Origin of the sequence: Bacillus sp. FSL H8-0547, from assembly GCA_038002745.1 — a bacterium.
Classification (GTDB): Bacteria; Bacillota; Bacilli; order Bacillales; family Bacillaceae; genus Bacillus_P.
Genome location: JBBODD010000001.1, coordinates 2,700,230 through 2,714,969, shown reverse-complemented (window position 1 = coordinate 2,714,969; position 14,740 = coordinate 2,700,230). Strand labels below are relative to the sequence as shown.

General features: G+C 45.9%; 11 protein-coding genes. 2 read left to right on the top strand and 9 right to left on the bottom strand.

The window, feature by feature from the left end; all coding sequences use genetic code 11:
- Nucleotides 1-209: 209 nt before the first annotated feature.
- The 6 genes from menC to MHB63_13330 all read right to left on the bottom strand — a co-directional run bounded on the left by menC (nucleotide 210) and on the right by MHB63_13330 (nucleotide 7,649).
- Complete coding sequence (gene menC / locus MHB63_13355; protein ID MEK3807501.1) at nucleotides 210-1,319, bottom strand: o-succinylbenzoate synthase; 1,110 nt, start codon at nucleotides 1,317-1,319, stop codon at nucleotides 210-212.
- On the bottom strand, nucleotides 1,312-2,754 hold the full coding sequence (locus tag MHB63_13350; GenBank protein MEK3807500.1) for an o-succinylbenzoate--CoA ligase: 1,443 nt from the start codon (nucleotides 2,752-2,754) through the stop codon (nucleotides 1,312-1,314). Before MHB63_13350 ends, menC begins: the two co-directional genes overlap by 8 nt.
- Nucleotides 2,755-2,842: 88 nt before the next feature.
- Nucleotides 2,843-3,661 carry a 1,4-dihydroxy-2-naphthoyl-CoA synthase gene (gene menB / locus MHB63_13345; protein ID MEK3807499.1) on the bottom strand — a complete coding sequence of 273 codons (819 nt, stop codon included), beginning with the start codon at nucleotides 3,659-3,661 and terminating at the stop codon, nucleotides 2,843-2,845.
- A 28-nt stretch (nucleotides 3,662-3,689) separates the two neighbouring features.
- The gene (menH, locus tag MHB63_13340; GenBank protein ID MEK3807498.1) at nucleotides 3,690-4,493 is read right to left on the bottom strand and encodes a 2-succinyl-6-hydroxy-2,4-cyclohexadiene-1-carboxylate synthase; all 804 of its coding nucleotides are present in this window, start codon (nucleotides 4,491-4,493) and stop codon (nucleotides 3,690-3,692) included.
- Nucleotides 4,490-6,241 carry a 2-succinyl-5-enolpyruvyl-6-hydroxy-3-cyclohexene-1-carboxylic-acid synthase gene (menD, locus tag MHB63_13335; protein ID MEK3807497.1) on the bottom strand — a complete coding sequence of 584 codons (1,752 nt, stop codon included), beginning with the start codon at nucleotides 6,239-6,241 and terminating at the stop codon, nucleotides 4,490-4,492. Before menD ends, menH begins: the two co-directional genes overlap by 4 nt.
- The gene (locus tag MHB63_13330; GenBank protein MEK3807496.1) at nucleotides 6,228-7,649 is read right to left on the bottom strand and encodes an isochorismate synthase; all 1,422 of its coding nucleotides are present in this window, start codon (nucleotides 7,647-7,649) and stop codon (nucleotides 6,228-6,230) included. The genes menD and MHB63_13330 overlap by 14 nt, the downstream gene beginning before the upstream one ends.
- A gap of 297 nt (nucleotides 7,650-7,946) precedes the next feature.
- Here MHB63_13330 and MHB63_13325 point away from each other — a divergent pair, with 297 nt between their 5' ends.
- Nucleotides 7,947-8,882 carry a 1,4-dihydroxy-2-naphthoate polyprenyltransferase gene (locus MHB63_13325; GenBank protein MEK3807495.1) on the top strand — a complete coding sequence of 312 codons (936 nt, stop codon included), beginning with the start codon at nucleotides 7,947-7,949 and terminating at the stop codon, nucleotides 8,880-8,882.
- Between the two features lie 152 nt (nucleotides 8,883-9,034).
- Entirely contained in the window at nucleotides 9,035-9,778 is a 744-nt protein-coding gene (locus MHB63_13320) for a TraR/DksA C4-type zinc finger protein (GenBank protein ID MEK3807494.1), read from the top strand.
- A 58-nt stretch (nucleotides 9,779-9,836) separates the two neighbouring features.
- Here the strand turns inward: MHB63_13320 and MHB63_13315 are convergent, their stop codons facing one another.
- Genes MHB63_13315 through MHB63_13305 form a run of 3 tightly spaced genes read right to left on the bottom strand, consistent with a single transcriptional unit; the run spans nucleotide 9,837 to nucleotide 14,708 of the window.
- Complete coding sequence (locus tag MHB63_13315) at nucleotides 9,837-12,242, bottom strand: glycogen/starch/alpha-glucan phosphorylase (protein ID MEK3807493.1); 2,406 nt, start codon at nucleotides 12,240-12,242, stop codon at nucleotides 9,837-9,839.
- Nucleotides 12,232-13,683, bottom strand: a complete 1,452-nt coding sequence (glgA, locus tag MHB63_13310; protein MEK3807492.1) for a glycogen synthase GlgA — start codon at nucleotides 13,681-13,683, stop codon at nucleotides 12,232-12,234. The genes MHB63_13315 and glgA overlap by 11 nt, the downstream gene beginning before the upstream one ends.
- Nucleotides 13,680-14,708, bottom strand: coding sequence for a sugar phosphate nucleotidyltransferase (locus MHB63_13305; protein MEK3807491.1), 1,029 nt, complete (start codon nucleotides 14,706-14,708; stop codon nucleotides 13,680-13,682). The genes glgA and MHB63_13305 overlap by 4 nt, the downstream gene beginning before the upstream one ends.
- Nucleotides 14,709-14,740: the final 32 nt, after the last annotated feature.

Genomic DNA, 14,740 nt, shown 5'->3' with positions numbered 1-14,740 from the left:
TTACGTCTTTCTGTCAATGATAGATTCTCGACAAAAAAAACCAGCTATCCGAAGACAGCTGGCTAAAAAAGGGCAGAGAGGGTATTTTTTAAGAATGATGCCGAATAACTCTACACTTTCTTTTTATCATATTACGCAAATATGAGCAAAGCGGGAAAATCCCGATTTCAATTGAAAAAACTTCATTTTCCCCTGGGGAAAACACCATTTTACAATGTAAATTCCTCTTTGAACGTACGGTATTTTTCTAATTTCGTCCTGTCGATATCAAATCCAATTCCTGCTGCTGCCGGAACATCAATCACGCCCTGGTCAACCCTTACTTCGGGTGTAATAATATCCTCCTTCCAATACCTTGAGGAAGCAGAGATATCACCAGGTATTGAAAATCCGGATAGAGAGGCCAAAGCGATATTGTGTGCTCTTGAAACGCCAGTCTCAAGCATGCCGCCTACCCATACAGGTATGTCTTTTTTGACACATAGATCGTGGATCTTTTTTGATTCCGCAAGCCCTCCAACTCGTCCTGGTTTAATATTAATGACTCCGCAGCTTCCAAGCTGAATCGCATTTTTCGCATCATTGAAGGTGATGATGCTCTCATCCAGGCAGATGGGCGTCTTGATCTCAGCCTGCAGGACCGCATGCTCAATGATATCATCATGGCCAAGCGGCTGCTCTATCATCATCAGATTATAGACATCCAGCTTTTTTAAATGCTCGAGATCTTTCAGTGTATAAGCTGAATTGGCGTCTGCCATAAGAGGAATGTCAGGAAAACGGGTTCTGATTTCTTCAATCAGCTCAACATCCATCCCCGGTTCGATCTTCACTTTGATTCTTTTATATCCTTCATTGATACGCTGCTCAATTGTCTGAAGCATGGATGAGACAGGTGCCATTCCCACAACGACTCCAGATTCAATCTGGCTTCTTGTGCCGCCAAGCATGTTTGCCAGCGGCTTGCCGAGAAGCTTCGCATGCAAATCCCAAACAGCAGATTCAATCGATGCCTTTGCCATTTGGTTCCGCCTGATCCACTGAAGGGATGTTGCATAGGCCTCCGGATGCGGGAACGTTTTTCCGAGAAGATCCGGAATCAGAAAAGCGGTCAGCATATGATGGCATGTCTTGATAGTTTCTTCCGTATACCAGGGGGATGAAAAGGCAACAACCTCTCCCCAGCCTGTGAATCCCGAGGAATCTTCCAGTTCAACCAGAATACTCTCCCGCCGGTCAACCGTTTCTCTGCTGTTTTTAAAGGGAGAGACAAGATTCATCTCCAAATGGTGAAGGGTCACTTTCCGGACATCAATCATGCCTGCCTCCATCCGCAAGCATCCTCCGCATCAGCTTGCTCGAAGCATTTCTCGGCAGGCTGTCTCTAAAATAAATGCGGGAAGGAAGTTTATATTTTGCAAGTCTTTCCCTGCAATACGAGAGCAGTTCAGCTTCGCTCACATGCTCCTTCAAAACCACATATGCAAGAGGAACCTGTCCCCACTTTGGATCATCTGCTCCCGCTGCTCCCGCTTCAAGTACAGACGGGTGAGACAGGAGCACGGCCTCTATTTCAGCCGGATACACATTTTCACCGCCTGAAACAATTAAATCTGAGCGCCTGTCTAATACAAATAAAAACCCATCTTCGTCAAGATAGCCGATATCGCCTGTTGGAAGAAAGCCGTCGTGAAACGTGCTTTCCCGTTTCCAGTAGCCCTTTGTCACATTCGGCCCCTGGACGTAAATCTCTCCTTCAGCCATAGGAGGACACTCTTCTCCGCTGTCCATGATTTTTATCCGGCACGGAAACAAAGGTTTGCCGGCAGATCCAAGCTTTGAAAAACTGTATTCCGGAGAAAGGGTGACAATTTGTGAGGAAGTCTCTGTCATTCCGTAAGTCTGATAGACCGGAACGGATTTTTCTTTGCACTCTTTTAAAAGAGGCATGGGCGCCGGACCACCGCCAAGGAGCATAACCCGCAGACTGTCCGGAAACTTTGCATCACCAAGCTCTTCAAGCATCCGGGTCAGCATTGCCTGTACAACCGATACAATGGTAATCCCTTGTTCAAAAATCGCCTTATTTGCCTTTCCAGGCTGAAATGTTTCATGCAGCACAACGGTCATTCCATAAATGATCCCCCTCATTAAAATGGAAAGACCGCTGATATGAAAAAGAGGAACCGCACAAAGCCAGCGGTCATCATGATGAAGCCCAAGATTTAGAGCGGATCCGGAAGCGCTCCAGTAATGATTTCCGAAGGTCTGCATCACGCCTTTTGGTTTCCCTGTCGTGCCTGATGTATACATAATTGTCGCCGTCTCATCAAGATGAAATGTTTTTTCATAGGAAGCAGATTCTGTAAAACTTTCAAGGTTTCTGCTGTCTATGGATATCCAGCTCGGCTTCTCCCAATGATGCTCCAGGGCATGATGGTATAGGAGATAATCTGCTTCTGAGTCACGCAGCTGATAGTCAAGCTCTGCTGCTGTTAATCGTGTATTCAGCAATATGGCCTGTGCCCCAATATAGGCAAGAGCATGAATGGTGACGGCCATATCAAGACTGTTCTTCATGAGAACCGCACATCGGCTCCCTTTCCCCATGCCTTCTTCTTGCATGGCGGCTGCTTTGCGGAGTGTCCGGCTGTGCAGCTCATGAAAGGTTACCGTTTCTTCCTCCGTTAGAACAGCAATCCGTTCAGGCGTCAAAAAAGCCCGCTGCATCAGCCAGTTTGGCATCATTGTCATGTTTTCACCAACTTTCATATGCTAGTAGCTTCGGCAAATTTGCATAAAAGAAAACAGCTTGATGAACTCATCAAGCTGCTGCACGTTCTTAAGGAAATCTCGGGAACTGTTTGAAGTCAGGATTGCGCTTTTCTTTGAAAGCGTCTCTTCCTTCTTTTGCTTCATCTGTCGTGTAATAAAGAAGAGTTGCGTCACCTGCAAACTGCTGAATGCCGGCAAGTCCGTCTGTATCCGCATTAAATGCAGCTTTTAAGAAGCGGATGGCAGTCGGGCTCTTCTCAAGAATCTCCTCACACCACTGAACGGTTTCTTCTTCAAGTTTTTCAAGAGGCACTACTGTGTTGACAAGTCCCATGTCAAGCGCTTCCTGTGCATTGTACTGACGGCATAGGAACCAGATTTCTCTCGCTTTTTTATGTCCCACAATACGGGCAAGGTATCCTGAACCGTATCCTGCATCAAAGCTTCCTACCTTTGGTCCGGTCTGTCCGAATACAGCATTGTCAGCCGCAATCGTCAGATCACATACGATGTGAAGAACATGTCCGCCTCCAATCGCGTATCCTGCAACCATCGCGATAACCGGTTTAGGAATAACACGGATCAGGCGCTGAAGGTCAAGAACATTCAGCCTTGGAATCTGGTCTTCTCCAACATATCCGCCATGGCCGCGGACTTTCTGGTCTCCTCCGGAACAGAATGCCTTTCCGCCTGTGCCTGTTAAAATGATGACTCCTACATTTGCATCGTCTCTTGCGTATGCAAAAGCGTCAATCAGCTCCATCACTGTCTTTGGACGGAATGCATTATGTACTTCAGGGCGGTTAATCGAGATTTTGGCAATCCCATTATACGTTTCATATAAAATATCTTCGTACTTGCGTTCAGCTACCCATTCTACTGTCATTTCGCGTACAGCCTCCTTTTGAATACGTTTACTTATTCATAAACTCATTTACTATTTTACCAAAGATTTGCGGCTGTTCTACATGAACCGCATGACCTGCATCTTTTATTTTAATATATGTCGAAAGAGGGAGCAAACCTTTCATCTCTTCTGCAAGTCTGCAGAACTTCTCATCCCGCTCTCCGCATACGAGAAGGACAGGGATATGCAGGGAAGAAAGGCCGTTCCAGACAGGTGGCTGTGAGCCTGTCCCCATTCCGAGAAGACTGTTTGCCAGGCCGGCTTCCTTGTTTTTAAGCCGCTTGCTGCGCTCCCTGTTCTGAATGGCCTCAGGCAGCTCTTTTTGGGATGCAAACAGCGGAATCTCCTCCCAATACTGTACAAAATGCGGAATCCCTTTTTCTGAAATCATTTCCGCAAGTTCCTTATCACTTTGCCGCCTTTTCTTTCTTTCCTCACTCGATAGTAGCCCCGGGGTACAGCTTTCAAGAATCAGCTTGCTTACTGTATCCGGATAGCGCAGAGCATAGGACAGTGCTGCCCTGCCGCCCATTGAATAGCCTGCAAGCACAGGTTTATCCAGTTCGAGCTCTTTAAAAAGTGCATGCAGATCAAGCACCGTCTCCTCCATTGAATACCGGCGGTAATCTGCCGGAGAATCAGTCCTGCCGTGACCGATCAGATCAATCAAAATCACCTTGCATGAGTGAAATATTCCCAGAAACGAATGCCATGATTCTGCCGATCCTGTAAACCCATGCAGAAGCACAAGGGGCCGGCCCTCTCCATACGTTTCAACCGAGTAGGATATCCCTCTTATCTTCACCATCATTTCCGCAGCCTCTCTCTTATTTCCTGGGAAACACGATTCATCAAGTTTCGATGAATCGTGACACGGGAATGGCGGTTCGTACGGACTTCGATGATATTCAGCCCCTTTCGGCGAGCAGCGTTTTCAACGTCATCTCTAAATGCCTCCCACGTCTCAGGCTGGGTATAAGCCGCATCATAGAGTGACGCAGCATGCTGAAAATGCAGCCCGGTAGGGGTCCCGAAAAGCGTTTCAAAATGTTTTTCTTCTTTTGACTGAGGCAGGAAGGAAAAAATGCCGCCGCCGTCGTTGTTCAAAAGAATCACCGTCATGTCAAGCTTATGCATTTTTGCAGCCAGCAGCCCGTTCATGTCATGGTAAAAGGAAAGGTCTCCAATGACCAAGAAAAGCGGATCTTCTGTACCGGCACTCATTCCCAGGGCTGATGAGACGACTCCGTCTATCCCATTTGCCCCCCGGTTTGCATGTACAGAAATGTTCTTATTTGAATTTAAGAAGTAATTGTCTGCATCTCGAATCGGCATGCTGTTTCCAACAAACATATGGCTTTTTTCCGGCATGGCCTTTTGAAGCTCGGTAAAGACTTTGCCTTCAAACAGGTCGTCCGGGCCGTCTTCAGGAGAGGAAAGGATCTTCCGTGCTGTGCTGTTTGTCTGCTGCCACGTCTTTAGCCATTGTTCATTTTCTGCAGAAGAAACCCTCCCCGACAGACTTTCACAGAACCAGCTTTCATCGCATTCTATCATTTCAGAAGCCAGCAAAGTAGGTTCGCGGAACCCTCCTTGTCCGTCGACCACCAGCTGCAGAATCTCAGGAGATCGTTTCAGGAACAAAAACAGCGGCTTTGAAACCGGCATCGCTCCAAAACGGAGAATCACGTCTGGCTTTAGCTCATTTGCAAGTTCATCATCTTTCATAAAAGCGTCGTATCCATCAATGACTGCAGACTTATCATGAGATCCTGTTCTTAAGTTCGAAAGGGGATCTGCAAGAATCGGGTATTTTAAAGCTGCAGAAAGTTTAAGGACAGCATCAGTAAAGAGCGGATCACGTATCTCCCCGCAGACAATCAGCCCTTTTTCTTTACCGGAAAGCATCTCGGCTATCCTCTCTATTTCAAGGTCCTGAAGAACTGCCTGTCCCGGTTTGATGGTGACATGATGTGTTCTGCCGCTCCCGTTTTTCCAAATGTCCTCTAAGTCAAAATCAGGAATCAGCGGTTCTCTGAATGGAAGATTCAAATGCACAGGCCCCGCTGGAGACGACATTGCTTTGCCTGCTGCCCGGGCAGCCATCATTCTGCTGTAGGCAAGCATTCCTTCTGTTTGTTCAGGGATTGCCATGTCAGCAAACCACTTCGCATACCGCCCGAAAAAATGAATCTGATCAATTGCCTGGGGAGCTCCGACATCCCGCAGTTCGTGGGGACGGTCAGCCGTCAAAATAAGCAGAGGCACTCTTGAATAGAATGCCTCAACGACAGCAGGGTAATAATTTGCAGCTGCAGTACCGGATGTACACAGCAGCGCTACCGGTTTATTCAGCATTTTGGAAAGCCCCAGAGCAAAAAAGCCTGCGGACCTTTCATCGATCATAAGGTGAATGTTGATATCTGGGTGTTCTGCCATCAGCATCGCCATCGGTGTTGACCTTGATCCGGGACTGATGACAGCTTCTGTGACCCCCGCTTTTGCCAGCTCATCTGCAAAATTTGCAGCATAAAGGGTAAGTGATTTAGATTTGCTCATGCTGCATTCCTCCCAGAGCAGAAAGCATCGGCTTCAGTTTAATGATCGTTTCCTGATATTCCGACTGCGGATCCGATTCTGCTACAATTCCGCATCCTGCAAACAGGGATGCCTGTTTCCCGTCAATGAGCCCTGACCGGATAGCCACTGCAAATTCCCCGTTGTTGTCTGAATCCAGCCATCCAACCGGACCTGCATACCATCCTCTGTCCATCGGCTCAATGTCTCTGATCATCTCTAGTGCACCTGCTTTTGGATATCCTCCGAGGGCAGGCGTTGGATGCAGTTTTTCAACTAAGCTGAGCAGCGACCTGCCGCCGTGCATTGTGCCTTCAATTGGCGTATACAAATGCTGGATATTTTTTGTTTTTAAAAGCTGCGGACCATCCGGCACCCTGATTTCACTGCAGCACTCCTCAAAAGAATCCTTGATCATTTTTACGACAATGGCATGCTCAATCAGATTCTTTTCATCATTTAAGAGGGCAGTGCCGAGTTCTGTATCCTCATGCTTTGTTTCCCCTCTTTTAATTGACCCTGCAAGACATGTTGAAAGCAGTCTGCTGCCTTCTTTTTTGATAAGCCGTTCAGGTGTAGCCCCAATAAAAGACTTGCTGCCGATTTCTATCGAAAAAATAAAGCTTCCAGGCTGTTCTGACTGAAGCTTATTTAAAGATGCATAGACATTGATATCACGCTCATAAGAAACACTGACTTCCCTTGCAAGCACGACTTTATCAAGCTTGCCGCTTTTAATGGAAGCTGTAGCTTTTTCAACAGCGGACATCCATTCATGTGTATCTGCTTCTTGCAGCGAATAATTGCCGCCCGTTTCCATGCTCACCGGCTGCTGTGCGGCCAGTACTTTATTTGCAAGATCCGTAAAGTGCTCCGCGCAGTTCTCAAGCTCGTCATCCGGCCTGATTATACGGTTGATGGTTAAATAGGATGCATTTTCCTTTACCGTAAGCATCACAGAAGGCAGAAAAAACTTAGATTCCGGAAAATGGCTCCACTGCTCATTGCTGCGATTGTGCGGATCAAACGAAAAGCCGCCAAAAAGCAGGGCGCCTGTACCTATGTGAAAACTTTCACTATCTTCATGGTGAACAATCTTTTTAAAGCGCTTCCATTCCGTTTCAATGCGCCCAAAACGGTCGCTTACAGCATCATTTTCCACTGTGCATTCACTGCCCAGACCACAAATCGTAAACCGTGTACCCGGAGTCGCCCAGTAAAACCGGCTGCCTGAAAAATGCTGTTCGCCATCCGCATAAAATTGGAGGGGGTTCTTGATCTCATGCAATGTTTTAACCTGACTCAGGATAACCGGTTCTTCTAACTGTCTGGCTTCATCCAAAGCACCCTTCAATTTCTCCGTAAATGTATGTTCTAACGCCGTAATCATTGGAAATCCCTCCAAAACCGAAAAATCGCTTATATTAAGATACACCCCAGAGGAAAGAGGTGTCAATAGTACTTTCCCAAAGAAATGGTATAATAGAATGAACGACTATTATCCTTATTATATTACTACCCGCATCACTTTAAAATGAAAAGCTCTCAAGGAAGAATTTTCAGGTGCTGGAATAGTCCCCAATGTTCAAACATCTGTAAAAGGATTGACACAATATTGTAAATTTCCTACACTTAATTTTGTGAAGCTGACAGCTTTAGTCTGCTTCAACTAGGGGAGGAAAAAAAGATGCACACACAATCTCACACAACTCAGAACATGCCTTCCATTAAACCGGATAAAAGCTGGAAAGTATGGTGGATGCTGCTGCGGCCGCATACCCTGTCAGCAGCCTTTATACCCGTTACGATCGGCACAGTTCTTGCCTTAAATGAAGGCGGTATACATGTGGCCCTGTTTCTTGCCATGCTCATTGCATCCATTCTGATTCAGGCTGCAACCAACATGTTCAATGAATACTTTGACTTTAAGCGCGGTCTAGACAATGAAAACTCTGTCGGAATCGGCGGAGCAATCGTCCGAAACGGCGTAAAGCCAAAAACAGTACTGAACCTTGCTTTCGGCTTTTTCGGAATCGCCATCTTGCTTGGCATCTACATTTGTATGGAGTCCACTTGGTGGATTGCTGTCATCGGCCTGATTTGCATGGCGACAGGATACTTCTATACAGGAGGCCCTGTTCCGATAGCCTACACTCCTTTTGGAGAGCTTGTAGCGGGATTCTTTATGGGAATGGTCATTATTCTGCTCGCTTATTATATCCAGACAGGCACAATTTCTGCTATCAGCGTAATCATTTCCATACCAATTGCATTTTTAGTCGGGAACATCATGCTGTCCAACAACATCCGTGACCTTGACGGCGACAAAGAAAACGGACGGAAGACCCTGGCCATTCTGATTGGCCGCAAAAAAGCCATCATCTTCCTTGCCGCCACGTTTGCCGCTTCCTACGCAGTCATTCTTGTCATGATTGCTTTTGGCTATCTGTCAGCATGGGCTTTGCTTGTTTTGATCAGCACGCCTAAAGCATACAGTGCGGTCAAAAAGTTCATAGGAAAATCCGTCCCGCTTGAAATGATGCCTGCTATGAAAGCTACCGCTCAAACAAACATCCAGTTCGGCTTTTTGCTTGCGATCGGATTATTTATCAGCACGATCTAAAAGGTCCTCTTAAGGGGCCTTTTTGTTTTGGCATCTTTCACACGCAGAACCAGGAAACTTTCATTTTCAAACATGAAAATACGCCTTTTGACCATACTAAGAAAAGCGATTAACCAAAAAGCAGGTCAGACAGGGAAAGGAATGTGATGGAAATGCTGAACAGCGAACAAATAGCTTCCTTCCGCTCTGTTCTTGAAGAGATAAAAGCGGAGCTGGAACGGCATCTTAAGGAAAACAGCCACTACGGCCTTGAACAGAGCTTCGGGCATGATTCAACAGGAGAGCTTTCAAGCTATGATAATCATCCTGGAGATGAAGGTACGGAACTTTATGAACGGGAGAAGGATATTGCCCTTAACGAGCATGCAGAAGAGGAATTAAGTGATGTGAACCGGGCTCTTTCAGCCATCAAGAATGGCACTTACGGAAAATGCGAAGTCTGCGGCCGGGACATTCCGGAAGAACGGCTTGAGGTTCTTCCGACAGCCGTCACCTGCAAGGAGCACTCACCTGAACAGGCTGTTTCCTATGAGCGCCCAATTGAAGAAGACGTTTTAGAACCTGCCTTTGGTCAGTTTGAGTATGATGAAAGCGATTCTGAGGCTTATGATGCAGAAGATACGTATCAGGATGTCGAGCGGTACGGAAACTCCGAAACACCCTCAGACCTTGAATATCCCGTCGATTCATACAATGACGTCTACATGGAAAATGATGATCCAACGGGCTATGTCGAAGATTACGAAAACTTCACTGCCACAGATATTGAAGGAAAGAATGTAACCGTATATCCGACCATTCAGCACAGGCAATATGAACACACTCTTGATGAAGAGGGTCTGATGACGCCGTTCGGTGATTTGCCTGAATACGAAAAAGACCCTTACACAGAGTAGAATAGAGCGTCCTGTAAAGATTTTACCGCCAAAAAAAAACCCGCTAAAAGCGGGTTTTTCAATGCAGTACAGGAATCGGCTGGATGTCCCAAATGCCGTCTGCGTATTCATGAATGGTGCGGTCACTGGAGAAATAACCGGAATGCGCAATGTTCAACAGGGCTTTTTCGAGCCACTTATCCTGATTTTGATAGGCCTTTTCAAGCTGATCCTGTGCATCCACATAAGATGCGAAATCCCGAAGAACGAAATACTGATCGTTTTCATACAGCAAGGAGTCTTTTATCGCCTCAAATTCATCTTCCGTATCAGGGAAAAATCCATTTGTGAGCTGGTCAACCACCTGTCTGATCCGCAGATCATGGTGATAATATTCGCTTGAGCGATATCCGCCATTTTCATAATAGTTTAAGACTTCCTCAGCCTTCAATCCGAATGTGAAAATGTTTTCCTTCCCCACTTCTTCAAGAATCTCAATGTTTGCCCCGTCCAGAGTTCCGATAGTCAGGGCGCCGTTCATCATGAATTTCATGTTGCCTGTGCCCGATGCTTCCTTGCTTGCTGTAGAGATTTGCTCACTGACGTCTGCAGCAGGGAAAATATGCTCTGCAAGTGACACTCTGTAGTTTTCCATAAAAATGACTTTCATCATTTTTGAAACTTTCGGGTCATTGTTTACTTTGTCAGCAAGTGCATTAATCAGCTTGATGATTTTCTTGGCGTAATAATAGCCCGGTGATGCCTTTGCCCCAAAGATAAAGGTTCTCGGATGAATGGAGAAATTAGAATCCTCTTTCAGCCTGTTGTACAAATACATAATGTGCAGCACGTTCAGCAGCTGTCGTTTATAGGCATGGAGGCGCTTAACCTGAACGTCAAAAATGGAATGTTCATCTACCTTGATGCCAGTATTTTTTTCAATAATGTCAGCTAAAATTTTCTTTCGCTTCTGTTTTACAGCTGCAAATTGTTCTTTCAGCAGCGGATCGTAAATGTGCCTTTTCAGTTCAATCATCAGATGGGGCTTTTTAATCCAGTCTGTGCCGATTGTATCCGTTATCAGACTTGTCAGCTCCTGATTGGCTTTCAGCAGCCATCTGCGATGAGTAATGCCGTTCGTTTTATTGTTGAATTTTTGCGGATAGATTTGATGAAACAGCTTCATTTCCCTGTTTTTCAGGATATCAGAGTGGATTTTGGCTACTCCGTTTACACTGTGGCTGCCTGCTATGGCTAAGTGAGCCATCTTGACGACGCCGTGCGCAATAATCGCCATATTTTCAATCCGCTTCCAGTCCCCAGGGAAACGATTCCACAATTCTCTGCAAAATCTTTCATTTATTTCTTCGACAATCATATAAATCCGCGGCAGCAGCGGTTTAAAGATATGCAGCGGCCATTTTTCAAGTGCTTCAGACAGTGTTGTATGATTTGTATAGGAGATCGTGCCAACGGTGATGTTCCAGGCTTCTTCCCATTCCATGTGCTCTTCATCAAGAAGAATGCGCATCAGTTCAGGAATGGCCAGAACCGGATGTGTATCATTGACATGAATGGCTACATGCTTGTGAAATTCATGCAGTGTATCATTCTTTTTCAGGTAGGATCTTATGATGGACTGCAGGCTTGCAGAGACGAGAAAATACTGCTGTTTCAGACGAAGAATTTTTCCTTCATCATGTGTATCGTCCGGATACAGAAATTCAGAAACAGCTTCTGTCTCGCGTTTATACGCAAGCACGTCGCGGTTAGGCGGGTTTGGAGACGGTTCAGCGTTCCACAGTCTCAGAGTATTGACCGTGCTCGTTTCATAGCCGATGACGGGCATATCGTATGGCACAGCCATTATGTTTTCTGCATGAACGTGACGGAATTCAAGCTTTCCATCCTCCATTACATGTTCGATTTTTCCCCAGAAAGGAATTTCAATGGCCTGATCCGGCTTGCGCACCTCCCAGACGTTGCCGTGTCTAAGCCACTGCTCAGGCAGCTCCACCTGATAGCCGTCCACGATTTTCTGGTCAAAAAGGCCGTGTTTATAGCGTATTCCAAGGCCATGGCCCGGAAGGTTAAGAGATGCCAGCGAATCAAGGAAACAGGCAGCAAGGCGGCCTAAACCGCCATTGCCAAGGCCTGCATCTGCTTCGCTTTCCTCGATCTCCTCAAGATCAATGCCAAGCTCAGCAAACCCTTCAAGCACAACATCCCGGATTCCCAGGTTTAACAGATTTTGTCCGAGCAGCCTGCCAAGCAGAAACTCGATTGACAGGTAATAGACCTGTTTGTTGTTGCTTGCGCGGTTCCATTCATTTGTCTGGATCCAATGGCTGCTGATATGTTCTCTTACCATGTTTCCAAGCGTTTGGTACTGGTCGCGTTTTGTCGACTCAGCAAACGTTTTACCGTACATCATCTCCAGACGCTTCAGAAAACTGTTTTTAAACTCGTTTTTGTCAGAGAACATGACTCCCACTCCTAGTCATTAAATCAGCGTAAAGCTGGTTGTATTTAAACGCAGACTGCGCCCAACTGTAATCTTCCTTCATAGCTGTTTTGACAAGGCTGTTCCAAATGGTTTTGTTTTTATAAACAGAAAATGCACGGTCGACTGTATGCTTCATATCATGCGCATTGAAATTTGTGAAGGTGAACCCGTTCCCTTCACCTGTATCATCCCGGTAGGAGGTAACAGTGTCATTCAGTCCGCCTGTTTCCCTTACAATCGGAATGGATCCATAGCGGAGGGCAATCAGCTGTCCAAGTCCGCACGGTTCAAACTGCGACGGCATCAGGAAGAAGTCTGAACCGGCATAAATGCGGTGTGCAAGAGGCTCATCAAAGCCGATATATGCTTTGCACTTATCCGGAAACAGCCATTCCATGTGGCGGAAGAAATCCTCGAATTTCTTTTCTCCAGTTCCAAGGATAATCATCTGCATATCAGACTGCAGCATCTCATGCAGCACGCGCTCAACAAGATCGAGTCCTTTTTGCTGAGTCAGCCGCGTAACCATTGTCATGAGCGGCGTATCCTCTTTTTCAGGAAGGCCAAACATCTTTTGAAGCTCTTTTTTGTTTTTCGCTTTATTCTGAGCTCTGTGCTCATCATAAGGGAATGCTATGTATGGATCATCCCCGGGGTTGTAGATCGTGTCATCGATGCCGTTTAGAATCCCGACAAGAGACGCTTCCTTCACCCGCAGCAGACCGTCAAGACGCTCTCCGAAATATGGGGTCTGAATTTCATTTTTATACGTCGGGCTTACCGTCGTGATCAAATCAGAGGCTACAAGAGCAGCTTTCATGAAATTGACCATGCCGTGAAACTCAAGCTGATCATTGTTGAAATAACGGTCATCAAGGCCAAGCAGGTCATAAAGAATTTCTCTCGGAAAAATCCCCTGAAACTGCAGATTGTGAATCGTGAAGACTGCTTTCATATTTTCATAAAAAGACTGCGAGGCATATTCCTCTTTTAGAAGGAATGGAACCATACCTGTATGCCAGTCATGACAGTGGATCACATCAGGCTGGAAGTCAACCGCCTTAATGGAATCAAGAACGGCTCTGCAGAAAAAAGAGAACCGTTCCCCATCATCATAATGGCCATATAAAGAATCACGCTTAAAATAATATTCATGATCGATGAAATAATACGTGACACCCTCAAATTCAAGCTGCTCAATTCCGCAATATTGCCGTCTCCATCCGACAGGAACGACAATCTCCTTCACTTTTTTCATTTTGGATCGGAAGCGCTCTGGGATTTGCCCGTATTTAGGCAGGACTACTCTTATGTCCGTCCCGAGGCGCTTAAGCTCCTTCGGCAGTGCTCCCGCAACGTCGGCCAGGCCTCCGGATTTTACAAAGGGAACACATTCCGATACGACAAATAATACTTTCACGATTTCATCAGCGCTCCTTGTACCGTTCCTTTTCTGAGGACAACCGGAAGATCGGATGTTCCTTTCAGTTCAATGCCGCTTCCAACTTTGACATCTTTATCAAGCACGACATTTTCAAGAACACAGTCTTCACCGATTTGTGATTTCTGCATGATAATGCCGTTTTTCACAACGGTTCCTTTTCCGATATGAACGGCTCTGAAAATAATGCTGTTCTCAACATGTCCTTCAATTACGCTGCCGTTTGCAATCATGGAATTTTTCACTACGGCGTTCTGGCCGTGGCGTGCAGGCGGCTCATCCTTTACCTTCGTTAAGATCGGGCGATTTGTAAGGAACAGCTGCTGCCAGACTTCCGGCTTCAGCATTTCAAGGCTGTGGCGGTAATAGCTTTCAGTCGAATCAATAATGGCAACATATCCGTCAAATTCATAATCACAGATCATAAGCTTGTGGGTATTATCCATGATTACCTGGGCTATCGTTTTATATCCTGTCTGGTTATTGTCATGAATCAGATTCAGCAGCAGTTTTGTTGACATGACATACATCTGCAGTGACTCGCCGTCTTTGCGGATTTCCGTTATGTCGCAGCCCATTTTCACATGCTTGGCAAGAACATCTTTAAAGTCGATATTGCAGACCGTATAGCTGTTGGCAATAACCGCATATTCCTGCTTGCTTCTGAGGAAATAATCAATATGATCTGACAGCTGGCGGATCGATCCGAACTCGCTGTACTGATCATTTAAATGCGGTGACGGGAAGAAGAACAGTCCGTCACGCTTTCTGTTTAAGTCCCATTGCTTTCCTGAACCAAGATGGTCCATTAGAGAACGGTACTGGTATTTCGGGAAGATTGCTACACTGTCAATATCCGAGTTCACCATATTCGATAAGATAAAGTCTATTAATCTGTAGCGTCCTGCAAACGGGACCGCTGCCATTGAACGATTTACCGTCAAGTCTTCGATAGCACTTGTATACGTTGTTGCATCAATAATTCCCAGCATCCTTTGATTCATAGCTGTTCCACCTCTCGTATTCGTTTTTTTTC